This window comes from Paenibacillus sp. MY03 (genome assembly GCF_002165585.1).
Lineage (GTDB): Bacteria > Bacillota > Bacilli > Paenibacillales > Paenibacillaceae > Pristimantibacillus > Pristimantibacillus agaridevorans.
Genome location: NZ_MXQD01000063.1, coordinates 1 through 25,415, shown reverse-complemented (window position 1 = coordinate 25,415; position 25,415 = coordinate 1). Strand labels below are relative to the sequence as shown.

Genomic DNA, 25,415 nt, shown 5'->3' with positions numbered 1-25,415 from the left:
CAATCGATTATAAACAATCCAAACCATATGAAACGGCTGCCGGGCTTGCTTTTTTGCCTTAGGCAGCCGTTTGCAACTTACAGCCTTGGATCCTTGCTTACGGTTTTTTAGAGGCGGATAAGGACGTTGAAGCGAGGAAAAATGAATGTAAAAAGAAAAAGGAAGTCAATAAAATGCAAACGCTTTCTTACGGAAGGGGTTTTCAGTAGAGAAGTGAGCGTATAAAAACAATAGGATTTGCAAAGACGTTGCCAGGCCCTCTCTGTAGACTAAAGTTATAAAGGAGAGGGGGCGTAAGTTATTAAACCGAACAAACATTAAGGAGGATGCGCGCATGAATAATGAAGAGGGACAAACAAGCAAGGCCATCAGCAGACGAAAGTTGCTGACCGCGCTTGGAGCGGGGGGATTGGTTTTTATGGCGGGTGGTTGTATACCTTTGTCATCTGGTGCTTCGTTATCGACGTCAACCTATTTAAAGCTGAATCAATCAGATCCGCTGACACCTAATGATGTCAATGGGAATTTCGACCGTATTGATTCTGAATTTGGCGGTCGGGCCGTAACGCCCGATTTTTACAAGGCGGGCACGGGTCCTGATGATACGGAAGCTGTACAGGCGGCATTTGATTCTGGCAAAACCGTAATTTTTACTCGGAATTACTATGTTAGATCCGTAGAAATGAAGGGGGATGTGCAAACGATTGATTTTAACGGGTATTTTCTGATCGGAATTTCGCAAGGCAGCCATTCGGAGTCCGATAAAGACGCGATCTTGAAAATAACCGGCATTTATTTGCATTTGCATAATCTTAAAATTGAAGGCCAATTTAATACCAACTACAAAGCAGCCATTCATTGGTATTCGCGACCTGGCCATGCGCATTCTGGTTATGTAAATATATTCGGCTTGTTTATTCGAAACATCCTGGTTGGCATTCAGTATGGAGCCTGGCTTGACGATCCCAACCCATATGATACTTCGCAAAGTGAAAATTATTTGTATGGGTATGTCACAAGAGGCACACAGAACTGCCTAATCAGCAACCAACCCAACGGATTTTTGAAAATTTCAGGGAGCACGCTGGACTGCCATGAGCGAGAGTGGTCGCTGATGGAAGGCAATCCTTTTCAAAAAGCAGAATCTTATTTGATTTATTGTAAAATTGGTCAGGTTTCCGTGGAAGATAGTGAGCTTCTGAAAGTGATAGATTTGGAAGGCTGCGGGATCAAGGGGAAAAACATTATCATAACGAATTGTGTGATGGAAATGCCTTGTACATGGGTAGTGGCCGAGGGCGATGTATCGATTGAAGGCGTTCACGGCGGATTTATGGGGGGCGATTCCGGGTTGCCTATGTTTGAAATCGCTGCCAATGCAGAAGGTTCCTTACGCCTTAATCATATTAGAATGATCAGAAGCGCTGGCGTAGGCGGTTATCTTACCAATTATATGATTTCTGGTTTGAACGGGGCGCCGCATTACCACGTCAGCATTGGTGGGTGCGATTTCGGGGATTGGAATCCTCAGAAGATTGCCATACCTAAGGAAAGAAGCCGGATTTTTGTGACCGATTCCCACTTTACTTATACGCAGGGTAATCAATTGAAACGATATACGATTCATGACAAGCGAGAATATGCTAATCTCCTCTCCTCCGTAGACACAACTGGAGAGAATATGGCTACCACGCATAATACGGATGAAAAATCGGGCTGGATCTGGACGAATGTGCATGGCTTTGGAACATACTTTTGCAAATCGAATTCCGATCTTCCCGAGGGATATAGCAGTTCTATCGAGGTTTGTGCATCCGGTGAGGCATATATTCTTTCAAAGCCTTTTACTTTGGCTGCCAATGCAGAGGCAGTCTTTCAGGCCAAAGCGAGAATAAGTAATGGTTCTGGGCAAGCAGGCATCCGAATCGTCTGGTCAAAAGCCGATGGTACAGCTTCTTCCACATTAGAAACTAGATTGATCGGAACAGATGACATGACTACGGGCTGGTCGGATTTCATGGTCCATGTAAATATTCCGCCAGACGCTGCTTATGGGAGGATTAAAATAACGGCTGAGGCGGGATCCACCTTTGTTACAGGGATGGAGATGTACACGAGAGTAGACAATCATTACCGGAATTCATTGATTAATGAATTAAATAGGTCGCTTGATGTAGCAGGAGAAGGTATTATTCTCAGGTCGCCCAATGGCACCCGTTATAAAGTGACGGTCGACAATGGCGGCAATTTGGTGGCAGCAAGTTATTAATCCATTATTCAAAAGGGGTGTAAAGTATGAAGAGGAAGGTTTTGATTTGCCAGTTACTGACGGTAGCGTTAGTATGTCTAATGGTTATGACGGCCTGTTCGCAAACAGATTCCAATATAAATAACGCAAATCCTAAAGAAACTGAACAAACCGGACAAACGAATCAAGAAGAAGTTGATGTTGATCCTCCAAAAGAGGAAGAAGAACACGAGCCGGTCACTTTGAAATTGCTGGCTTGGCATGTAGGGGCTCATCAAGAATTATTTGATATGTTTCATGAAAAGTATCCATGGATTACAATCGAAGTGGAGGAGTGGGGCATTGATAAAGCTATAGCCATGCAGGCGGCCGGTGAACCCGCGGATTTAGTTTGGATAACAGGGCTGAGCCCTTGGCTGAAGGACGGCATGTTGGAAGATCTGACTCCCTATATTGCGAATGACCCCACAATACAAAATGCAAAGATTATAGATGGCTTTCTGGAGGCATTTAAAACACCGGATGACAAGCTTTGGGCGGTTCCGTATACCGCAATATCGGAATGGATTATTGTCAATAAAGATTTATTGAAAAAACATGGCATGGAAATGCCTCCCTATGACTGGACTTATGACGATATGCTGGAAATGGCCAAGAAGGCTACAGATCCTGCGGCAAATGAATACGGCATTTCCTATGACTCCTTGATGGCTTCTCATTTTAATTGGATTTTGCCTGTTGCTAACGGTCATGCGCCTAATTTGCGGTTCTTCAATGAGGATTTGTCTCAAAATTTATTGAACACGCCTGATGTACTGGCCGACATGAAGTGGCTGCAGGAATTAACGACCAAGTGGCATGTTCGGCCTAGCGATGAAGAAGCAGAAAAGCTTGGTTGGGAGAAAGCGAATAACTTCCTGACCGGAAAGGTATTGTTTACGCTAGGCGCAGATTGGGTTATTCCAGGCTACAATGAGCTGGCCACTTTCGACTGGGATGTGTTGCCGTTGCCAAGAGGCAAAGAGAAACAGGTAACCGTTCAGCTTCTTGGACCGATCGCGATGCTAAGTGCATCCAAGAATAAGGACGCTGCGTTTAAATGGATCAGCTTTCAATTTGAACTAGAAGCACAGAAGTGGAATGTGAAAAATGGCTCCAATACATTTGTCATTCATCCTGATATTGATGATGAAATTGACCGGACTCCGACATGGAAAGGAAAGAACACCGAGGTTATCAAAATGACCAAAGAAATGTGTTGTTACTTGCCGGGACCGACTATTCCAGACTTTGATGAATTCCAAAACATTGATGCGGCATTGTTTGAAAGCATGTACAAAGAATTCGATATTACATCCCTTGTTTCACGGGTAGATAAATTTAATGAAAGTACAATGAAGCTGAGAAAAGAAATGGGCTGGTAGGCGAAAGGATTTCAGCTCTTGCATCGCCTTTATATGCTGCGGTGCAAGAGCTGCTTTTTGATGCTCGGTTCCTGTCATGATGAGGGGATTTTATGCTCTATTCGCCATTGGGAGGGGCTTTTGCCATATGTTTGTTTAAATAATCGGCTAAAATAATGAATGCTTTGGTATCCGATCGTATAAGAAATTTCTTCCACAGTCAAATTGCTGTTGGCCAGGTAGCTTATCGCAGCTTTCATTCGCAATCGGTTTAGAAATTGAAAAGGGGTTTCCCCTTGATACCTTCTAAACATTCGAACTAAATAGGAAGAATTAAAATGAACTCTTTCGGCGAGAGTTTGCAGGGTAATGTTATCCCAGTAGCTTTCTTCCATCCAACGGACTAGCATTTCAACGGTTTCTTTGGTAGAAGCGATCCGCTTGTTAGTCGGAGCGGGTATATTGTCACCGAGTTTATCATAAGAACTCAGCACATGTCGGGTTAAAGACAATATGGTTGCTAGATCAGAATGCGCCATTTCATGTATGATATCCGGATGTTGCTGCACCCAGTCGGCACTCAGCAATGCAACCAGTGCATTCATGCGCTGAAATAGATTATCAATTAGGGGGGGCTTTTGGACTGATGAGCACTGAAGATTATTCCAGATCATACATTGGTGCGGCTGTGGAAATGACGCATGTGCATTATCTTTAAGCTCCCAATAAGCATAGCTGTATTGCTTGGATATATGTATCAACTGATGAAACGTATTAAGTGGTATTAAAATTAAAGCAGGGCCTGTAACTTCATACCTATGATCAATACTGTTTAGCTGCACTTTTCCTTCAATTATATATAGCATCTCATGGTGATCCGGGTGGATAAGTAGCGGAGAAAATTCGGGAGCCTGTACATGATGAGCGGAAATGCTAAGGTCGCTGACGAAATTGTACATACGGATGTGCACTTAATCATCTCCCTAGAGTGGTTGTTGAATTTGTTCGAAATTATACCATGCGAGTCTTCAAGTAGCTACTACCAAATTTAAGATTCAAAGGAACACTCGCTATTCAAGATGTGGAGGTTATAAGATGGCTGGTATTGGTGTTTCCGGTATTGTATTGCTTGTGTTGATCTTGTTGTTGTTCTTCGGGCCGAATAAACTTCCTGAACTGGCCAAAGCGTTCGGGCGCACGATGCGCGAATTCAAGAAAGGCGCCAACGAATTGTTGGACGATCAGAAGCAGGCAAGCCGTGTAGACGTTTCCCCGGAACAACAGGAGCTATTGAAAGCAGAACGGCGATTGCCGGATTAAGTGAAATTGTCATGATCCCGTTTGAAAAATAAAAAGAAGCAAGGAGCGTTATGGATGAAAAAAGATGGATATACCGGTCCATGGGATGTTGATCGGTTAATGCAAACGCCGGAGATCACATGGGGGGTGACGGAGGAGCATCCCGGGTTTATAGTGCGTCAGTTTTGTTATAACAACGAGATTTATGAAGGGAAAGCGACAAAAGTGTTCGCTTATTATGCTGTTCCTAACCGCGCAAGAGATAGTCTTGTTCCGGGAGTCGTTCTTGTACACGGCGGAGGAGGCAAGGCATTCTCCGAGTGGGCGGAGCAGTGGGCAGAGCGCGGTTATGCGGCGATTGCAATGGATCTAACAGGCAGAGACGCCGATGAAACAAGGATGCCGGAAGGCGGTCCAGACATGACCGACGACACCATGTTTCACGATATTTCCAAATCCGGGAGCAAATTAACGGACATGTGGAGCTACCATGCCGTAGCGGCGGCCATACGAGCCGTCAGTTTTTTGGCTAATCAGTGTAATGTCGATTCTGCCTGTATCGGAATGATGGGGATTTCATGGGGAGGTTACGTAACGGAAATCGTCGCGGGGATCGAGTCTAGGTTGGCTTTTGCCATGCCTGTCTACGCTGCGGGATATTACATGGAAGGGTCTTGCTGGCAAGAAATTTTGCGGGGGATGAATATAGAACATCAGCAAAGATGGAACGCCGCTTTCGACGTAAGCCAATACATAGGACAATCCGAGCTTCCGATGCTTTGGGCAACCGGCACGAATGACCCAGCCTTTTATTTGAATGGCTGGCAGAAGACGTATCGGGAGGCTAAAGGAACGCGAACGCTCAGACTTCTACCCAATTGGGAGCATGATTATAACACGCCTTGGTCGACCCAAGAGTTCTTCGTCTACGCGGATTCGTTCGTGAAGGATGAACCCCCGCTTTTACGGGCGATTTCATCCGGCCAATCGGGAACTGAGGCTTGGGCGTATTATGAAGGGAACCGCACTGTACAGAGCGTACATCTTCTTTATACAACCGAATCCGGACCTTATACTTCAAGAAATTGGGATCTTATGCCAGCTAAGTTTGAAGCTCGCGAAAAAAAATTGTTTTGTTCTATTCCGGATCATTCTACTGCATATTGTTTCGTTATCGAAGATTCGAATGGATTAAAGACCAGTTCCGATCTCGTTGAAACTGATGGAAATGTATACTTTTAATCGCGGAATCTTTTTCAAAACGCTGTTGGGATTCATCTTGATCCTTGTCCCTTTTTTTATTATCAATGCTTTCATTCATCGATCCGGCGTCGATATTATACGCCAACAAATAACAGCAGTCATGCAACAAAAGGTCGATTATTTGGCCAGCTCCCTGGATGCGGAGTTGAATCGTATCGTTCAACTGCAGATGCAGTTCAATAATGATTCCGATCTTCAGGATTTAAGCATACGTTCCGACTCGCTTCGAGATTACGAAAAGATCAAGCTGATCAACGATGTGTATTCTAAAATATCCGCGTTAGCTTCATCCAGCCGTTATATATCCGAAGTGTTCGTGTTGATGCCGAATTTCCAAAAACGTCTGTCCTCTACTTCTGTATTAACGAATCTGAACACTGGCGAATATGAACGATATAAGGATCTCGCCGCAGGTACTTCGAATGTGAAGAAGGACGGTCAACATTATTACTTATTAAGCGGTTATCCGGCTGGAACAAAAACGCAATATTTGACCGTGGTCGAGCTTTCTCCATCGATGATCGGCACCAGTTTAGGGGAAAGATCCTTGATCGTGGATACTGTAAGCAGCTATCAGTTCCCCTCCATTGAGGGGAACTCCTTTGTTCGCGAAGAATTGGGAAATGATCCGACTTTAATTTCGATCGAGAAGCCGCTTTCCTTCACGAACTGGTCGCTGATCGTCTATGATCGGCAAGATCAGTTGCTACAGCCGCTTCGCAAGTTTACAGAATGGAATTACATGTTGTGGGGTTTGGCATTGATCGTCATCGTTTCGTTTTCCTATTTGTTGATCAAGTTTATTCATCAACCGTTAAGGAAGCTCGTTCAAGCTTTCAGGATGGTTGAGAATGGTAATTTCAACTTGAATCTCCAGTATCGCAAGAAGGATGAGTTCGAGTTTCTATATACCAGATTTAATAGCATGGTAGGGAAGCTTAAGGTGCTCGTTCACGAAGTCTATGAACAAACGATTTACAGGCAATTGGCAGAGCTTAGGCAGTTGCAGTCTCAGATCAACCCGCACTTTCTGTACAATAGTTTATATATTCTATATCGAATGTCGCAGGATAAAGACTTTCAAGGCGTCTCCCACCTGTCGAGACATCTGGGAGATTACTTTAAATATATTACGCAGAATAATCACGACGACCTTATCACGTTGGACAAGGAAATCAAACATGCAAGCAGCTATGCATCGATACAACAAATGCGCTTCGGAAATCGAATATCTTTCCAATGGGAATTACCGGATGATGCGGATCAGGCAGACTCGATTCTTCATCGGAAAGTACCGAGATTGTTCATTCAACCGTTGATCGAGAATGCGGTTGAGCATGGCCACAAACATACTGTCAAAGAGGGATGGGTTCGAATTATCTGTAAGGACTATGGGAATTACATGGAACTTCATGTGGCGGACAACGGGATGGGCGGGGGAGCGGAACATATCGCTGAGCTTCAAAAAAAGATTCATGCGGGACAGTGCGATACTAGCCATGCCTTAATTAATGTGCATAAGCGGCTAGAGATATTATTCGGACCGGAAAGCGGGCTTCAATTGCAGAGCAACGAGTACGGTGGTTTGACGAATGTTATTACGATCTATTGGGAAGGAGCGATATCATGATTCAATTCATGCTGGTTGATGATGAATCGATTATCGTGGATAGCTTGCATCGCTTGTTAGAAGGGCAGGAGGATTTGCCGCTGAAAGTATGGAAAGCTTACTCGGCCGATGAAGCACTCGATTTGATCAACATAATCGAAAAGACGGAGGGGCAAGGAATCGACATTCTTATGTCGGATGTCATGATGCCCGGTATGAACGGCTTGGATTTGTCCGCCTTGATCAAAAGTCGCTTTCCGGAACTGAAAACGTTGTTTCTCTCCGGATATTCCGACTACACATACTTGCAGACCGCCTTGCACCAGGAAGCCTTTGATTATTTACTTAAGCCTGTGGACGACGAGACCGTGATCGAAGCCGTGCGCAAGCTATGCTTGATCATTGAAGAGGAACGTCGATTGAAGGAACAGGAAAAGCAGAATGGTATGAGGTTGAAACAAGCTCAGCGTATGTTGAACGACGAATTGCTGAGGGAGCTTCTGGAGAAGCCGTTGACGCCGCAACAGCTGGCTGACAAGGAAGAATCGTATGTACAGGCTTCGCTGAGCGTAGATCAATGCTTCATTCTGTTGAATGGAAAAGTCGATCAATGGCCGCTAACTTATACCGAGATCGAGAAGATGCGGCAGCGGGAGATGATCATGGAACTGATGGTATCCATGCTCCAACCTCAATGCAGCATTGTTCCCTATAACGGTTCTCGACATCTGGTATGGCTGCTCCAAGTGAAGAGGATGGATCATGACAGCGAAACCTGTGATTTGCCGCAGCTCCACTGGTATTTAAGCGAAGAGCTGGAACGAGTGCAGTTCACCATTCAAGAGCGTATGGGGCTTTCGTGTTCATTCGTAATTTCCGGCCACGAGGTCGATTGGCTGCAAATTGGCGATGTGAATCGAAAGATGGGGGAGCTGCTTGATCGAGCCATCGGATTGAAGAGCGAAATTATGCAGGTGGAGCAAGCGGGAGAAGCCATGTCCCGCTATCAGGATATCCAGTTGCAGCCTCAGGAGATAAAGAAGCAGCTGCTTGCGTTAACCGGATTGCTTGAAGCAGGTGAGTTCCTGGCCTTCATGAACGAATTGCGCAGTTTTTTCGAGACGATTCGGAAATCCGTATTTCTGACGTACGAAAGGCAATCGGAAATATTCATCACGTTGGCCGGCCTATATCTTTCCTATATGAACTCCCGGCAAATGACAACCGAAGTCGGAATGAAACTGGACTTAACCTATTTGACCAACTTCAACAAACATACGGATTGGCAGTCCTTCGGGGACTACTGTGTGCGGCTTGCTGAAATATTATTTCTAATCGTCGGAGATGACGCCAAGGAGCAAAAGCAGGAAATCGCAGAGAAAGTCGACAACTACATTATCCAAAATTTAAGTCGGAATCTAACTTTGCAGCAGCTCGCTGATCATGTGCATCTAAGCAAATTCTACTTATCCAGACTGTATCATTCTCAAAGAGGATATCCAATCTATCAGAAAATCAAAGAGCAAAAGCTGAATCGCGCAAAGGAATTGCTGTTGCAGGACGACATCAAAATCAAGGATGTAGCGGCCGAATTAGGCTTTGAGAATGTCCCCTACTTCACGACTTTCTTCAGGAACAGCCTGGGGATGTCACCCAAGGAGTATAAGCAAAGCTATCAGTCATAGGATTCTCGGCAATAGATTATAAAGAGTGCAAGGGATTGCCGTAGTTGCGGCCATATTGCCATATTACAATAATAACAAGCTTGGATGCCCAATGTTTGTTATTTTTCTACTTGAGGAGGGTCAAAGGATGTTGAACAAAATGCATAAAGGTGAGAGTGTTGTATTCGTTGGGCAAACGCCGCAGAAGCTTCGCCATGGAAACGTGGTTCGTTGTTTAAGCGTCGGTACCGGTCAAGGGTCGGATCATCCGAAAGATGTGACCTATATGGAACAGGAAGACTTCGTGATTGATTATGAAGCCGGGACGATTGCCCGAACGGAGAATAGTTCCATTCCAGATTGGCGCAGTCATGTCGTGTATGGCAAGGAAAGTTTTGACCATCGGGATTACGCGGATTGCAGCAACCGAAAGTTCACTGTTTACGTGGATTATGAATATATCGAGGAGTCTGAGGAAGCGCACGCGGATTGCGCGGATGCGGAAGGCGAACAACTGCGGCGGGTTCGAGCAAAAATAGCGGCGGGCGAAAACATTCGTTATGTTGTTTTCGGTGACAGTATAAGCGCTGGCGGCGATGCGAGCCGCGATGAATATGCGTTCTATCAATTGTTTGCCGGCGAATTAAGAAAGAGGTTCGAGGGGATGGAGTTTGAGGTGGTCAATCGTGCGATCGGCGGCGAAACCAGCGTGGACGGATTAAAGAGGTTTGAAGATGACGTGATCGCGCTTCGACCGGATATTGTCAGTATCGGATATGGGATGAACGATCAGTGCACGATGAGCGAGCAGATCAGGAATGGAGTTCCTCCAGGTGAATTCGAACGAAATATACGACAGATGGTTACTCGTATCCAGGAAGCAACGGGTGCAGACATCATATTGGTTACGCCGTGTGAATCGAATCCGCAGTGGAAGCATTCCAGCGGGGATTTGGCGATCTATGCGGATATTCTTAAACGGATAGGCAAGGAATGCAACATTGCGGTTGCAGATGTACATCGGTTATGGAACGAAGAGCTGCGTGCCGGTAAGACGCATGAAAGTCTGCTGCTCAACAATATCAATCATCCAAATGATTATGGGCATCGCATTTATTATGAAGCTTTCGTTCCACTGATTCCAGCTGTACCTTCCAAGAGTCGCTAGGATTCAAAGGCAGAATAAACGATCCGCACTTCAACAACGCCAGTTTTCTAAATATGAGGGGGACGAGCATGTGATAAGAATCGCTGTAATCGGTTACGGCAATCAGGTGAGCAGATTAATCGGAATTTTACAGGAAAGGCATCCCGAATGCCGCATCGCTGCGATCGCGGATATGCGGAGCTCGGCTATCCGGCAGTCGATGCTCGAAGCAGGGACTGACTGCTCGGCGATCCGTTTCTTCGACGATGCCGACGAGATGTTGCAGCAAGGAGAATACGATGGCGTATTCATCGGCACCCGCTGTTCGCAGCATGCAAAGATGGCTTTAAAGGTGATGGACAGAGGGATTCCACTTTATCTGGAGAAACCTGTTGCCACATCGATAGATGATTTGATGCGTCTACGGGATGCGCATCGGAGAATGAATAGCCCGGTCGTCGTTTCCTTTCCGCTGCGAGTTACATATCATACGCAGCTTATCAAGGAAATTATCGCATCGGGGAAGATCGGTACGGTCGAACATGTTCAGGCCGTCAACAACGTTTCGTATGGATCTATCTATTTCCATCATTGGTACAGGGATGAGCTTGAGACGCAAGGGTTGTTTCTCCAGAAAGCAACTCATGATTTTGACTACATCAATGATGTGTTGGGTCTGAAACCTATCCAAGTATGCGCGATGAAATCGAAGCAAATTTTCAAGGGTAATAAACCTGCAGGGTTGAAATGTGTCGATTGCGAAGAACAGGTGACTTGCCCCGAGAGTCCGCAAAACTTGCTGCGTTCTGGCGAAGGTCGACATGGGGAATATTGCGGGTTCGCGATCGATACCGGCAATGAGGATTCGGGCAGCGCCCTGGTTCAATATGAATCAGGCATGCATGTCAGCTATTCGCAGAACTTCTTTATTCGCAAGCAAGCTGCCAGGCGCGGAGCGCGATTCATGGGCTACAAAGGTACGGTCGAATTTGATTGGACCTCCAATGAGGTGAAGCTGTTTATGCATCATACGCCTCGTGTCGAGACGTATACCATTGATACGGCTGCATTCGCAGGTGGCCATGGCGGCGGGGATTCGGTACTTATGGACAACTTTGCAGCCATTATGAGGGGAGAAACCATGGAATCTGTCGCCCCGCTAGAGGCGGGATTATCGAGCGCATTGATCTGTCTGAAAGCGAAGGAATCCGCGGAGAAGGGCACCTTCCAGCAGATTGCATGGCCTGATGAACGGTAAGTTGCAAATGCGTTGGAAGTGAGCAATAAATGAGAACTTTGACAATCGAATAGCGTTGTTGGAAGTTGAGACAACGCTTACAATTATGAATAACGGGACAGATTTTATGATGGTGGCCACTGATCATAACCCGGCGTTTACCGGACGCATAAATAACATAACATGCCTGGGGGTATTCAATTGTCAAAGGGTAGAAGACATGTTTTAACAGGAATGGTTGCATTGCTCGCCGTAACGTTGACCTTAAGCGCCTGTTCGACGAGTAATACGTCGTCCAATGGAGAATCCGTTTCTCCACCAGCGACTGGGCAGAATAACCCAGTTAATGGTGAAAGCTCGGCTGCAGATGAAACAATCGACCCGTTGGGCAAATACGATCCGCCCATCGACCTGTCCGTAGTGCGATCGACAGAATGGTTGACTTTCGACGATGAGAACACGATCGACGATAATATCTGGTATGACGCTTACTTACGTGACTTGGGCATTAAAGTCAGCAATATGTGGACTGTGCCAAGCGGCGAGGCCTTTCAAAGCAAATTAAACGTATCGATTTCCTCCAATGATATTCCGGATCTCTTGAGCGTCAACGCAATACAGCTTAAGACGCTTGTAGAGGCCGGTATGATCGAGGATTTAACGGAGATTTACGAGAAGTATGCAAGCGAAGACCTCAAGGAAATTATGGGTCAGGATAACAATCAGGCTATCCATGCATCAAGCTTCGATGGCAAAATGTATGCCATACCGGCACTGACACCGGCGATCGGAACGCTTAAGATGTTATGGATTCGCCAGGATTGGCTGGATAAATTGAAATTGCAGCCGCCTCAGACTACAGAAGAAGTATTACAGATTGCGCGGGCATTCACGAATGATGATCCTGATGGAAACAACAAGAAGGATACGTATGGTTTAAGCGTTAACAAGGATATCACGAGCATGTGGAACGCGCCTGGCGTGGACGGATTATTCCAAGGGTTCGGCGCTTACCCCGGCTCATGGATTCAAGATTCAAGCGGCAAAGTTGTATATGGAAGCATCCTTCCGGAGATGAAGCCGGCCCTGCAGATGCTGAATCAGATGTACAAGGAAGGGCTGATAGACAAAGAGTTCGGCGTACAAGATTCGACCAAGGTATTTGAGTCGCTGAACGCTGGCAAAACGGGTATGTTCTACGGAGACTTCGCCTCTCCTATCTATGCGAACAAGGATACGATTCTTAACGTGGACGGTGCGGTTTGGAATGCCTATCCATTGCCATCGGTCGACGGGACACCGGCGAATGCCTATCTTGGATCGACAGCGAGCTCGTTCTTTGTGGTCAAGAAAGGTTACAAAAACCCGGAGGCTGCCGTAAAGTTGGCAAATTATTGGGTTCATACTCAGTATGTGGATGTTGATCGGAGTCTTGGACAGAATGCCGAGACCGGCGTTGCGTATTACCCTTATGCGATATTGTCTTTCTCGCCTCCACTTATTCACCTGACGCAACACAATGAAGTGGTCAAGGCACTCCAGAGCGGTGACACGTCAACAATCTCAGAAGACTCGCAAATTAAAATCGAATCGATCAAAGCCTATCGTGAAAACCCTAAAGATGTAGGGGGATGGTTGACGGATCGTATATTCGGAGAGGGTCATAGCGCCATGGAAGTCGTAGCTTCGTATTTGGACAATCAATTATATGTAAATAATGCGTTGAACGTCCCGACAACGCCAACGATGAGCGAGAAGATGTCTACGTTGAACAAGATGGAAATTACCATGATGACTAGAATTATCATGGGGGATGTAGGCATCGAAGAGTTTGATAAATTTGTTCAGGATTGGAACAGGCAGGGCGGAGAGCAAATCACTAAAGAAGTCAACGAAATGAATTAATCCATATCCATGCACGGATGTGCAGGATGTCATGTTAAGGGGGGATTTCGATCCCCCTTATACTTTGCAGGAAGGAAACGATGAAATGAAAAGCAATCGTTGGAAGCGCAATCTGCCTCTTCATCTCATGATTATACCTGGCGTGATCCTTATTTTCTTGTTCGCCTATATTCCGATGGGCGGAATTGCGATGGCTTTTCAGAAGTTTATCCCGAACCGGGGGCTTTTTGGATCCGAATGGGTGGGATTTGCCAACTTTGTGTACATGATCAACATGCCGGATATTTACGATGTAGTCAGAAACACCGTACTCATAGCGATGTCGAAAATTGTTTTAGGGCAATTTGTAGCCATCATGGCCGCGTTGCTGCTTAATGAAATGCGCAACAGAAGAGTTGTCCGAACTGTGCAAACGCTCATCTATATGCCTCACTTTCTTTCCTGGGTCATATTGGGCGGTATACTCGTAGATGTTCTTTCGACGAATGGCGGAATAGTGAATCAGTTGCTTGGGGTGTTTGGCATTGAGCCTATTTTTTTTCTAGGCAGCAATAGCTGGTTTCCCATTACCCTGATCGCGTCTGACATTTGGAAGGAATTTGGCTTTTCGACTATTATTTATTTAGCTGCGCTAACTTCCATCAATCCATCGCTCTATGAGGCTGCATATATTGACGGAGCCAATCGCTGGAAACAAACTTTGCATATTACTTTGCCTGGGATTGGTCCGATCGTGGTGCTTCTTGCGCTGCTTAGCCTTGGCAATGTACTTAACGCGGGCTTCGAACAAGTTTTTATGTTATACAGTCCACAGGTATATCGCTCTGGCGACATTATCGACACGATGGTTTATCGAATCGGATTTCAGGATTTTCAATATGGCGTCTCGACGGCTGTTAATTTGTTCAAATCCGTCATCAGCATGGTGCTGATCATCATCTCTTATCGATTGGTATATAAAATTGCCAACTACCGCATCTTCTGAAGAAAGGACCAGGATTATGGTAGAACCAAACTCCCTATCGCGCAAACTATTTCATGCAGCAAACTATTCCATCATGATCGCTTTATCTTTGTTTTGTTTGCTGCCGTTTATTCATATTTGGGCGATCTCCTTCAGCGATTCGGCAGCAGTCAACGGGGGGCTTGTTAAGCTGTGGCCGGTCGATTTCAATTTGGATGCCTATTCTTATATTTTAGGCGATTCCAAATTCGGCTCAGCGTTCTGGATTTCCTTGCAAAGAACCGTTCTCGGAACCTTGATCAATGTATTGCTTTGCGTTCTTGTCGCCTATCCGCTGTCCAAAGAAAGCACCCATTTTCCAGCTAGGAGCGTCTACGTTTGGTATTTTATGCTGACGATGCTCATAGGTGGGGGACTCGTACCGAATTATATGGCTATCAAAGCATATGGTTTGATTGATAGCCTATGGGCGCTCATATTACCCGGAGCCGTATCCGTTTATTTTATCGTTCTCATGCTCAATTTTTTTCGCGGTTTGCCAAGGGAGCTGGAGGAGTCGGCATTCGTTGACGGCGCAGGTCATTGGACGATCCTATTCAAGATCTATATGCCGCTTTCGCTGCCCTCGATAGCCACGATTTCCCTGTTTGCAATGGTAGGACATTGGAATGCATGGTTCGATGGTCTGCTTTATCTGAACCGTCCGGAGAATTATCCGTTGCAGACCTTCTTGCAGACGATCATTACTCAACCCGACATGTCCAAATTACATGATGTATCGCAAATGATGAACGTGACGACACGAAATGTGAAGACCGCGCAAATCTTCGTCGGTATGTTGCCGATCTTGCTGGTGTACCCATTTCTGCAGCGGTTCTTTATAAAGGGAATTGTCGTGGGTAGCGTGAAAGGCTAGACAAGAGTTGGCAGCTCCGCAGAATGAATGCATCTCAATATCATAGGGAAAATGAAGTCCCCTTATTTAGAAACCGTCAGGGAGCGAACGTATCTCTGACGGTTTTCTAATTGGGACAGTTGGCCGTTTAGTCGATGAAAGTCGAAGCGAAAGTCAGTATAGTGCAAACGTCTTATCGCAAACGCCGTTCGAATGCCCTAATGATGGTCAAGTCATACGAAGCATAACAATAAACTCTGCAAAGACGCAGCTTTATTACCCTAGTACAATAAAATTAAGCTAGAGGCATTTAGCCGAATATATGCTGGGAGGAACAACAATGAAAGCGTTACAAATCGTCGGAGCCGGACAATTCCGAATCGTGGATGCCGAATTGCCCGATCTTCAGGATCATCAAGTACTGGTCGAAATACAGATGGTATCGACTTGCCCGCGCTGGGACATCAACATGATGGCTGGTCGAGATATGTTTAATTATGCCGAATCACCGGAGTATCCGCTGCCTATTGGTTTTCCGGGGCATGAGATGGCAGGCGTCGTCAAGGCCGTAGGATCCGGTGTATACCGCTTCGCCGTTGGAGATCGTGTCGCGGCTCTAGAGCATATCGTCCCTAAAGGAGCCTATGCGGAGTACGCCGCTTTCCGTGAGGAGGAACTGATTAAGCTTCCTGACAGCATAACGTTTAAGCAGGCGGTTTCGTTCGAGCTGTTGAAATGTGTGGTCATCGGATTAATGCAGCTAGGCGATCTTAAAGGAAAGTCGCTTCTGGTATCGGGTCTCGGCCCTGCCGGCATTCTTGCCGTTCAGGTGGCTCGTCTGTGGGGGGCTTCAGAGGTTGTCGGGATCGACGTCAACGAGAGCAGAATTCAATATGTTCGAAATTTAGGACTTGGAACGGTCATGCATGCGAACGAATTGCAGAATCAACGATTCGAGCTCGGTTACGACTGCGTGGGCGCGGCCTCTTCCGTTCAGAATGTACTGTCGCATGTGAATGAGCATGTTGTCATCTTCGGAGTGCTGCGCGGAGATATTACTTATTCGGAAGACTTGTGGGCACGGGGTACAAAGCTGGAATCGTACAAATACAGGCCCGTAGGTCCAAGGGATCATCAACTGTTAATCGATCTTGTCATGAATAAGGGTCTTAATACCGAATGCCTTCAGACTCATCATTCGTCATTCGCGGATTATGATCAAGCCATAGAATTGTTGAACCAACAAGAAGCAATTAAAGCGTTCTTCTGCCCACAGACCGACTTTCTATCGACTGGCGATCATCCAGGGCAATCCATAGCGGCCGCCAGCAAGGAAGCACGCGAATGAAGGGCAATGGCGTCGTTTTTACAGGCAGACTAAAGGTCTCTTATCAAGAGGTTGGAGGAGGCACAAGGTGACTAGTACGTCAAATCTCAATCATTTTAGATCGGCAAAACCCATATGGCCAAAGGAAATGGAAAAGGAAAAAAATATCACTGCCGGGTTCAGAGGTGTAGCAACTGCAAGCAAGGATGCAAGTTTGACGTTGCATATTGCCGCGTCAACCCTCTACCGATGCTATATAAACGGCAATTTCGTCGGGCACGGGCCTGCTCGCGGACCCCATGGGCATTATCGAGTCGATGTATGGGACTTGAGCAAATTCGCGAAGGAGGGCGATAACCTCATTGCCATTGAGGTGGCCGGCTATAATATCAACAGCTATTACGTACTCGACCAGCCATCTTTCCTGCAGGCGGAGGTTCAAGCAGGCAAGGAAACCGTTCTGGCGACGGGAGGCGATGACGGATTCGAGGCGACGATCTTGAAGGAACGCGTACAGAAGGCGCAGCGATTCAGCTTTCAAAGAACGTTCGTAGAAGCTTATTCGCTCCAACCTGGCTTTGACCGCTGGAGAGTGGATGGGAGTATTTCCTTCAACCGGGTTGCCTGTATGGAGACGGTCGCAAAGACGTTAATTTCTAGAGGCGTCCCCATGGCTGAATTCACCCAGCGTTATCCGCTTAAGGTATATGCGAGGGGAGAAGTGATTCACCGGGAATTGCAAGGAGATTATTGGCGCGATCGTTCTTTGACAGGCGTAGGCCCTCAGTATGGAGGCTTCGAAATGAAAGATCTGACCTTCTTTTTGTCGGATGAATTGGCCGATCTGCCGGTTCGTAGCAAAAAAATCGTTCAGCAACCGCATGAGCAAGAAGATTCTGTGTTGCTCGCTACACACGAGTTCGGAATTCTGGATATGGGAATCAACCGGACCGGGTTCATTGGCGGCACCGTCCGTTGCAGCCGTAGGACCTTGCTGTATGTGACATTCGACGAAGTTCTGCGTGAAGACGATGTGGATCATTTGCGGTTCGGCTGCGTCAATGCTCTGCGGTATGAGCTTGAACCCGGAACCTACAGGCTGGAAACGTTCGAGCCGTATACACTTCGCTATATGAAGTGGATCGCAGCCGAAGGGGAATGCGAGGTTTCGGGCATTTACATGAGAGAATATGCGAACGCCGATGCCGGCAAGGCGAGGTTTCGATCCGGCGACGAACGGCTCAACGCAATCTTCGAGGCTGGGAGGGAAACATTTCGACAGAACGTGGTGGATCTGTTCATGGATTGTCCCTCAAGGGAACGCGCAGGATGGCTTTGCGACAGCTTCTTCATGGGACGAGCCGCATTCAACTTGACGGGGGAGACGAAGGTGGAGCGAGCCTTCTTCGAGAATTACCTCTTGCCCGATCGTTTCCCGCATTTGCCCGACGGCATGCTTCCGATGTGCTATCCAGCGGATCATAACGACGGCGTCTTTATTCCGAATTGGTCGCTATGGTTCGTTATAGAACTGGAGGAATATCTGGAACGGAGCGGAGACAGGCAGTTGATCGATGCGTTGAAGCCGAGAATCCTTGAATTGTTCGACTACTTCGAACGGTTCAAGAACGAAGACGGGCTGCTGGAGAGTCTTGAAAGTTGGGTATTCCTGGAATGGTCAAAGGCGAACGATTTCGTGCAGGACGTCAATTATCCAACCAATATGCTTTATGCAGCCTCGCTGGCTGCCGCGGGTCGATTATACCAACTGCCTGATCTGTTGCATGAAGCCGAGAAGGTGCATGAGGTGATCCGAAGGCAGTCCTATGATGGAGAATTTTTCATCGACAATGCCGTGCGGCTGAACGGCAGCCTCGTTCTTACTCGTAATAGGAGCGAAATTTGTCAGTATTACGCTTTCTATTTCGGAACGGCCGACCCCGACAGCAGTCCCGAACTTTGGAATACGCTGTTAACCCGGTTTGGGCCGTCGAGAAATCAGACGAACACATATCCAGACGTTCATGAAGCGAATGCCTTTATCGGGAATTATTTACGTCTCGAATTGCTGGCAAGGTGCGGATATGTGCGGCAGGCGGTTGACGAATCCGCAGACTACCTCCATTACATGGTTGAGCGAACCGGGACGCTCTGGGAGAACGACGGGGATTATGCCAGCTGCAATCACGGATTCGCTTCCCATGTCGTACACAGCTTGATTCGCGACGTGTTAGGCATCTACAGAATCGACCCGATCGCGCAAACCATTACACTAAGGTTCTGCGATCTGGAAATTCCCTATTGCGAGGGGGTGCTTCCTCTAGGGGACGATGCGGTTTGCTTAGAATGGTCAAAGGTGGACGGACGAGTGGAATATCAAATCGACGCCCCACCGGACTACAAGGTGGTAGTCGAGAATTTAACTGGACTTCCGCTTCATAGGAGGATGTAAAGCCGATCAGCGGTTGAAAGATGATGACGGCGCTTGGCTGACCGGTCTTTCGATTTATTGAAAATACAAGTAAAAACCTGGGAGGGTCTAACGATGAATAAAAAAATGACATGGAGTTCTTTAGCGCTCATACTCTGCATGGTCTTGTTTGCTGCCGGATGCTCGAATGCTGCAAATACAAAGGGCGGTGCAAGCAACACAAATCCCGGATCCACGACACCCGCGACAGGCGAACAATCATCAGAAGAAGTTGACAATTACGAGAACGGGCTGCCTAGGAATGAAAAAGTGACGTTAAAGGTCGGCTTGCTCGAATCGGGGTATGGAAGAGAATGGTTCGATTATGCCGTCAAACTTTTCACGGAAAAATATCCAAACGTTACATTCGATATTACGGCATCTCCGAAGATCGGTGATCTTGTCTCGACTAAGGCATCCGCCGGCAACGACGAAGATATGTTCGATTTGTTCTACAGCGACACCTGGACGGAATACGTCAATGCCAACAAGTTGGAGCCGGTAACCGGTATTTTCGAGATGTCGCCGGACGACGCGCCAGGGCAGAAGCTGAACGATCTGATTGTTCCGGGCTTCAACGATCCGGAGAAATATTATAAAGATAATGCCTGGGTATTCCCGATTGCGAACTACATTGGCGGCATGTTCTTCGACCAGAAGCTGTTCGATGAGAATGGCTGGAACAAGAGTCCTAAGACGTATGACGAGTTTATCCAACTTTGCGAAGCGATCAAGAGCAAAGGCATTGATCCGATCGTGTATGCCGGCTTGTACAATTACGCGCAGTTTGCTTTCGATACAAAAATATTCGAAATTGCGGAAGAAAACGAAAACAATCAATTCCGCAATGATTTTGAGTATTTCAATGGTCCGCAGAATACTTCTCCGGAAAATATCGAAGTGTACAAACGACTCTACGACATGGGCAAGAAGGGGTATATCAGCAAAAAAAGCGTGGGCATGAATCACACGCAGTCGCAAATGCTCGTTCTTCAACATAAAGCGGCCATGGTACCTTCGGGCGATTGGATCGAGAATGAGATGAAGGAATCCGCTCCGGACGACTTCCAATGGGGATACATGGCGGTACCGTTCACGAATAATCCGGACGGGCCGATTTATATGAATAACGGATTGAGTTACTCTTTCGAAATTTGGGCGGCCAAGCCGGAATTGAACAAAAAATGGGCGAAGCAGTTCCTTCTCTCGCTCATGTCGAACGAAGTCCAGCAAGAGCTGGTCGAGAAGGGTGGCGCGCTTCCGCTGCGCAAGGATTACTTAGACGTTCCGACGCGGGCGGACAATATGAAGCCGCTGCAGAAATCGATCGCCACGTATATGAAGGAGAATCAGGTCGTGCTCGAACTGAAAAATCGCAAGATCGAGCTCACGCATCCCGATTATGCGGCATCGCTAAAGGTTATCGTAGACAATATGGCTCTTGTGTTGACGGGGCAGGAACAACCCGAGCCGTTCTTACAAGACGCGGAGAAGCTGCTGCAGAACGCCATTACGAACGACAAGGAAGCCCAAAACAAAGAGTAGGTGGATTAATAAGCGGTCGAAAGGAAGTCTTCCGAACTGCCTTTCGACCGTGATATGCGAGGAGAGAAGACCACTATGCATTTCTTGAAAAGCGCACGTTTTCAAAAAGCGATATTTCTTTTCATTGTCGTGGCCCCGGCGTTTGCAGCCTATGTGTTATTCACACTCTATCCGAATGCCCTCTCCATCTTCTATTCTTTCTTGGATTGGGACGGCATAGGCGTCAAAACATTTATTGGATGGGACAATTATATCCGGCTGTTCCAGGACCCGTTCATCTCGCGGGCTTTGCAGCACAATCTGATTTTGCTCGTTACGGTCATTCCCATTACTCTTGCGATTTCGTTGGTACTAGCCGATCTTCTCGTCAACCGTACCTTCGGGGAAAATTCGTTTTATAAAGTCCTCTATTTTTTCCCGAACGTGCTGTCTCTAGTCGTCATCGCGCTCATTTGGTCGTTCATCTACGACGGTACTTTCGGTTTGTTGAACGGATTGCTTCAGGTGTTCGGCCTAGGCGGAGAACATAACTGGCTAGGCAGTAAAAGTACGGCGCTGCTCTCCATGATTCCGTTATACGTATGGTGTTACGTCGGGTTTTACGTCGTTATATTCATGAATGCCATGCAAGGTATTCCTAAATCCCTGTACGAGTCCGCCACTCTGGACGGGATCACGCATATGCAACGGTTTACGAAGATTACGCTTCCTTTGTTGTCCGGTGTCATTCGGGTCGGGACGATCTTCCTGATTCTGTCCGTGATCAAAGGCTTCGAATATATGCTCATCATGACCAAGGGTGGTCCCGGCGGTTCGACGGAAGTCATCTCCCTATATATGTTCAATCTTGCTTTCGGCGGCTTAAACCTCGGTCAGCATTTTTACGGATACGCTTCCACGATCGGCATGATGATTTTCGTCCTGCTCGTCGGTCTGAAGCTGGTCGTGGACAAATTTTTCGCCAAAGACAGCGTCGAGTACTGAAAGGAGGGGTTCTATGAGAATCAGGGTCACTTCATGGCTATGGCGAATGGTGTTGTTCGTTTGGGCGCTTACCGTCCTGCTTCCTTTATTCTGGATTTTGTATCAATCTCTTAAAACGAATCAAGAGTTTTTTGCCGATATATGGGCCTTCCCATCGCACCTGAAATGGGGCAATTACGAGAAGGCTTGGACGCAGCTCGGCATCGGCAAATCGGTGATTAACACTCTTTATTATGTAGGGCTGAGTCTGCTTATCAGTCTGTTTGTCTCCACGGTGAACGCTTACGCCTTCACGCGAATCCAATGGAAGTTGAGATCCTTGTTGTGGAGCGTTATCATGATTTCATTGTTCTTGCCGGGCATCAACATTCTCGTATCCCAGTATACGTTGATGCGCGCCTTGGATCTGACCAACAGTCTGAACGGATTGGTGCTCCTAGCCGGTCTGCCTGTCGGGGCCTTCGAACTGCTCTTGCTCGGCAGCTTCATGCGCTCTTTGCCTAAGGAACTGGATGAAAGCGCGTTTATCGACGGGGCCACGTTATTTCAGGTTTTCTGCAAAATCATCTTGCCACTGTCGATGCCAGGCATCGTCACGATCGGCATTTTCAAGTTTGTGGGCTTATATAATGATTTCCTGGGTCCCTTTATTCTCATCAGCGATCCAGACAAGTATCCGATCAGCGTGAACATGTATAATGCCAACGCTATGATGGAATTCAAGGCGGATTGGGTAACGCTGCTCGCGGGTCTTGTCATCACGATCATACCTACCGTTATCGTATACGTGTTATTTCAGAGAAGAATTATTGAAGGCGCAACAATGGGCGGAGTCAAGGGCTAAATGGATCAGGAGAAAAAAATATGAGTAAAGTAGGGGTAGTCGGGTACGGTCAACAAGTCAAAAGACTACTGGGTATGATGCAGGAGATGGACAGCGATTGCGGAATTTCAGCGATAGCGGACGTTCGCCATCAAGAAATACGCGAGCGAATGAAAGCCGACGGGGTCGACATGTCAGGGATTTCATTTTTCGAGAATGCAGATGACATGCTGAACGGAGGGGAATTCGATGGCATTTTCGTCGGAACGCGAGGATTATTCGTACAGAAAGCGACGCACGATTTCGATTATATCAATCATATTCTGGGGTTGAAGCACATAACCGTATGCGCGATGACGTCGAAGCAAATTTTCAAGGGGAACAAGCGAGCGGGGATGCAATGCTTAGGACTGCGAAGAGACGAGCACATGTCCGGAAAGTCCGGACAATCTTCGGAGACTTGCTTTCGAGGAAACGCTTGGACCTTACTGTTGCTTCGCTGAGGATACCGGCAACGAGGATTCGGGCAGTGCATTAATCGCTTATGAATCCGGCATGCACGTATCCTATTCGCAAAATTTTTTCGTCAGAAAAAAAGCGGCCGCAAGAGGCGCACGTTTTCTCGGTTACAAAGGGACGGTCGAATTCGATTGGGCCACGAATCGAATTCAGGTGTATATGCATCATACGCCTAGAGTCGAATCGTACGAGATCGATCACGCGGCAACAGCAGTCGGCCATGGAGGGGGAGACGCTACGTTGCTTGAAAATTTCATCACGATCATGCAGGGGAAGACTCAAACGTCCTTGTCCACGCTGGAGGATGGCTTGAACAGCACCTTATTGTGTCTGAAGGCTAAGGAGTCCGCCGAGACTGGCACTTTCTGCCAGGTCAGGTGGCCGGACTAATGTTCGGCTGAACGGGAAAGAGAGGACAGGTTATTTTAAGCGGCTACTACGCGGACCGGTATTCAAAAAACAACAAAAACAAAGATCTGGAAAAACGGAGGATGCGATCATACGCATCCTCCGTCGTCTTGCCGCACCTATCGGTGTTCGACCAAATCGATGGCTCCGAGCACGATATGAGCAAGTCCAAATCCCAGAATGCCGGTTCCGATCAGCTTATGGTTCCTCTTCACTAGAGCGGCTCCGGAAGCCGTTACGACAGTTCCTAGCAGGGCCGGAATCATTCCTTCTCGCATATCCAACACTCCTCTGGTTTAATGGGCAAGACCTCCTTATTTTCCCTTAACGCTTCAAGCTTATTCAATAAATGCAAGTATTGTATCGTTTCGATCTATAAAAGAAAAGACAGCCGTTGTGCGGAATCGGGGCCGGCTCTTTACAATACAAATAATGGGGGTGTGACGCTTCGATATGGCGCTTCGGTGCATCCTTGGTCGCGGAACGGAGATGCCGTTTGTCCTGGGCTCCGCCGCGACCCGGATGAAGGAACGGGCCTTCCAGATGGACCCGAGCAATTCGGCGCCGTCCGGTCCCCGGTATATGCCATTTAGGCGACGACGAATGAACCGTGCTTTTCACGTCAAACCGATTGCAGGCATTTTCATCGCTTTCTACTTGTTTATGGTTGGGCTGCGCGAGGACAAACGCCGCATTCATGACCTCATAGCGGGGAATAAAGTCGTTCGCGGGAAAGGTTGAAGCAAAAGCGTGGGAGGGAGGCGTCCTTTAGTCGCCGCCGCTTCCGCCGCCGTCGCCTCCACTACCACTTCCGCCGTCGCTGCTTCCGCTATCTCCGTTTCCATGTCCTCCACCATGATCATGGTGATGTCCACCCGTCTGGTTGTCTTCGTGGGGGCGACGATGGGAGTCAAGGATAGGCAGATGGGAAGACGCTTCGCCGATACCATATTGGCCTATCTGAATAGATTGTTAATATACCTTTGTGATGGGCGGAAGTGCTTCTACTATTCCTTCTCTGCAGCGCATATGGTAATAAAAAGGCGCGAGGAGGAAATAGGATGGCATCGGGTTACGCGATATTATCCATTTGGCTGATCGGTTTGTTTAGCATCACCGGGACGTTAATCGCACTGGTGGCGGCATTTATAAATCGGGATTCATGGTCGTATGACGAGCCATATGTCTGGCAAAGGAAGATGAGGGAATAAAGGCGACGCCGACGGAGATCCGTCCAACAATTCTCGAAAGCATGATAGTTCGTTTGATGAAATAGCTCACTTGATGAATGAAACGTCAAAAATGAAGAAATGGCGGTGCTAGGGCGTTATCCCTTCACCGCCATTTCTGGCTTTTGGTCTATTGCCGCCTTCTTGAGAAATTGTGAGCGAGCGAAAGCCTCCCGACTTCAAGTCTTACCTTTGGCAGCCGAAACGTCGTTATAGTTGCTGCTATGAGCTCCATAGTCGTTAATAACGCCTATGGGATGTATTTGTTGCTGTTACGAGCTCCATAGTCGTTAATAACGCCAATGGGATGTATTTGTTACAGTGGTTGGTCAAGGATTGGTATCCTGACCGACCATTTCCGTGTCTAACTGTGTATATTACTGGCTCACTATTGTTTTTATATCTTTTGGGACAGCCCCTTCGTATTATTAGGTCAGCCAGATATTGATATGCTCCCCTTTAGGTAGACAGGTGAA

The 25,415-nt window shown here is 47.1% G+C and carries 21 protein-coding genes and 1 pseudogene; 19 read left to right on the top strand and 3 right to left on the bottom strand.

The genetic code is table 11. The features are described 5' to 3' along the window. The first annotated feature begins 334 nt into the window (after positions 1 to 334). Together B1748_RS32425 and B1748_RS32420 are read left to right on the top strand one after the other, a co-directional pair. A complete protein-coding gene (locus B1748_RS32425; RefSeq protein WP_087572112.1) occupies positions 335 to 2,269 on the top strand; it encodes a hypothetical protein in 1,935 nt (644 codons plus the stop codon). A gap of 26 nt (positions 2,270 to 2,295) precedes the next feature. Beyond that, positions 2,296 to 3,672: an ABC transporter substrate-binding protein gene (locus B1748_RS32420; RefSeq protein ID WP_087572111.1), complete on the top strand. Its 1,377-nt coding sequence runs from the start codon at positions 2,296 to 2,298 to the stop codon at positions 3,670 to 3,672. 74 nt (positions 3,673 to 3,746) lie between these two features. Here the strand turns inward: B1748_RS32420 and B1748_RS32415 are convergent, their stop codons facing one another. Next, positions 3,747 to 4,622 carry an AraC family transcriptional regulator gene (locus tag B1748_RS32415; RefSeq protein ID WP_087572110.1) on the bottom strand — a complete coding sequence of 292 codons (876 nt, stop codon included), beginning with the start codon at positions 4,620 to 4,622 and terminating at the stop codon, positions 3,747 to 3,749. A gap of 124 nt (positions 4,623 to 4,746) precedes the next feature. Between B1748_RS32415 and tatA the strand changes: the two genes are divergently transcribed. The 16 genes and pseudogenes from tatA to B1748_RS37730 all read left to right on the top strand — a co-directional run. Continuing rightward, positions 4,747 to 4,971: a twin-arginine translocase TatA/TatE family subunit gene (tatA, locus tag B1748_RS32410; RefSeq protein ID WP_087572109.1), complete on the top strand. Its 225-nt coding sequence runs from the start codon at positions 4,747 to 4,749 to the stop codon at positions 4,969 to 4,971. Positions 4,972 to 5,025: 54 nt separating this feature from the next. After that, complete coding sequence (locus tag B1748_RS32405; RefSeq protein WP_087572108.1) at positions 5,026 to 6,192, top strand: alpha/beta hydrolase family protein; 1,167 nt, start codon at positions 5,026 to 5,028, stop codon at positions 6,190 to 6,192. Positions 6,193 to 6,313: 121 nt separating this feature from the next. Further along, positions 6,314 to 7,843 (top strand): sensor histidine kinase, encoded by a 1,530-nt coding sequence (locus tag B1748_RS32400; protein ID WP_179215935.1) that lies wholly within the window; start codon positions 6,314 to 6,316, stop codon positions 7,841 to 7,843. Then, entirely contained in the window at positions 7,840 to 9,507 is a 1,668-nt protein-coding gene (locus B1748_RS32395) for a response regulator transcription factor (RefSeq protein WP_087572106.1), read from the top strand. Before B1748_RS32400 ends, B1748_RS32395 begins: the two co-directional genes overlap by 4 nt. Before the next feature lie 127 nt (positions 9,508 to 9,634). Beyond that, a complete protein-coding gene (locus tag B1748_RS32390; protein ID WP_179215934.1) occupies positions 9,635 to 10,654 on the top strand; it encodes an SGNH/GDSL hydrolase family protein in 1,020 nt (339 codons plus the stop codon). A 70-nt stretch (positions 10,655 to 10,724) separates the two neighbouring features. Further along, on the top strand, positions 10,725 to 11,891 hold the full coding sequence (locus B1748_RS32385) for a Gfo/Idh/MocA family protein (RefSeq protein ID WP_256976082.1): 1,167 nt from the start codon (positions 10,725 to 10,727) through the stop codon (positions 11,889 to 11,891). A gap of 180 nt (positions 11,892 to 12,071) precedes the next feature. After that, positions 12,072 to 13,775 (top strand): extracellular solute-binding protein, encoded by a 1,704-nt coding sequence (locus B1748_RS32380; RefSeq protein WP_179215933.1) that lies wholly within the window; start codon positions 12,072 to 12,074, stop codon positions 13,773 to 13,775. An 85-nt stretch (positions 13,776 to 13,860) separates the two neighbouring features. Beyond that, on the top strand, positions 13,861 to 14,760 hold the full coding sequence (locus tag B1748_RS32375) for an ABC transporter permease (RefSeq protein WP_087572130.1): 900 nt from the start codon (positions 13,861 to 13,863) through the stop codon (positions 14,758 to 14,760). Between the two features lie 16 nt (positions 14,761 to 14,776). Next, the gene (locus B1748_RS32370; RefSeq protein ID WP_087572103.1) at positions 14,777 to 15,655 is read left to right on the top strand and encodes a carbohydrate ABC transporter permease; all 879 of its coding nucleotides are present in this window, start codon (positions 14,777 to 14,779) and stop codon (positions 15,653 to 15,655) included. A gap of 319 nt (positions 15,656 to 15,974) precedes the next feature. Next, the gene (locus B1748_RS32365; RefSeq protein ID WP_179215932.1) at positions 15,975 to 16,982 is read left to right on the top strand and encodes a zinc-dependent alcohol dehydrogenase; all 1,008 of its coding nucleotides are present in this window, start codon (positions 15,975 to 15,977) and stop codon (positions 16,980 to 16,982) included. Positions 16,983 to 17,049: 67 nt separating this feature from the next. Further along, positions 17,050 to 19,413, top strand: a complete 2,364-nt coding sequence (locus B1748_RS32360; protein ID WP_087572101.1) for an alpha-L-rhamnosidase-related protein — start codon at positions 17,050 to 17,052, stop codon at positions 19,411 to 19,413. A gap of 93 nt (positions 19,414 to 19,506) precedes the next feature. After that, positions 19,507 to 20,976, top strand: coding sequence for an extracellular solute-binding protein (locus B1748_RS32355; protein WP_087572100.1), 1,470 nt, complete (start codon positions 19,507 to 19,509; stop codon positions 20,974 to 20,976). 75 nt (positions 20,977 to 21,051) lie between these two features. After that, entirely contained in the window at positions 21,052 to 21,960 is a 909-nt protein-coding gene (locus B1748_RS32350) for a carbohydrate ABC transporter permease (protein ID WP_087572099.1), read from the top strand. Positions 21,961 to 21,973: 13 nt separating this feature from the next. After that, positions 21,974 to 22,804, top strand: a complete 831-nt coding sequence (locus B1748_RS32345; RefSeq protein WP_087572098.1) for a carbohydrate ABC transporter permease — start codon at positions 21,974 to 21,976, stop codon at positions 22,802 to 22,804. A gap of 20 nt (positions 22,805 to 22,824) precedes the next feature. Then, entirely contained in the window at positions 22,825 to 23,286 is a 462-nt protein-coding gene (locus B1748_RS37735) for a Rossmann-fold NAD(P)-binding domain-containing protein (RefSeq protein ID WP_256976081.1), read from the top strand. Positions 23,287 to 23,296: 10 nt separating this feature from the next. After that, a pseudogene (locus B1748_RS37730) lies at positions 23,297 to 23,692 on the top strand (Gfo/Idh/MocA family protein); the annotation flags it as partial. 137 nt (positions 23,693 to 23,829) lie between these two features. On the opposite strand, the gene B1748_RS32335 reads toward B1748_RS37730, so the two are convergent. Further along, positions 23,830 to 23,988 (bottom strand): asparagine synthase, encoded by a 159-nt coding sequence (locus B1748_RS32335; protein ID WP_087572097.1) that lies wholly within the window; start codon positions 23,986 to 23,988, stop codon positions 23,830 to 23,832. A gap of 417 nt (positions 23,989 to 24,405) precedes the next feature. Next, entirely contained in the window at positions 24,406 to 24,573 is a 168-nt protein-coding gene (locus B1748_RS37080) for a hypothetical protein (RefSeq protein WP_179215931.1), read from the bottom strand. A 198-nt stretch (positions 24,574 to 24,771) separates the two neighbouring features. Here B1748_RS37080 and B1748_RS37075 point away from each other — a divergent pair, with 198 nt between their 5' ends. Further along, positions 24,772 to 24,921, top strand: a complete 150-nt coding sequence (locus tag B1748_RS37075) for a hypothetical protein (RefSeq protein ID WP_179215930.1) — start codon at positions 24,772 to 24,774, stop codon at positions 24,919 to 24,921. Positions 24,922 to 25,415 lie beyond the last annotated feature (494 nt).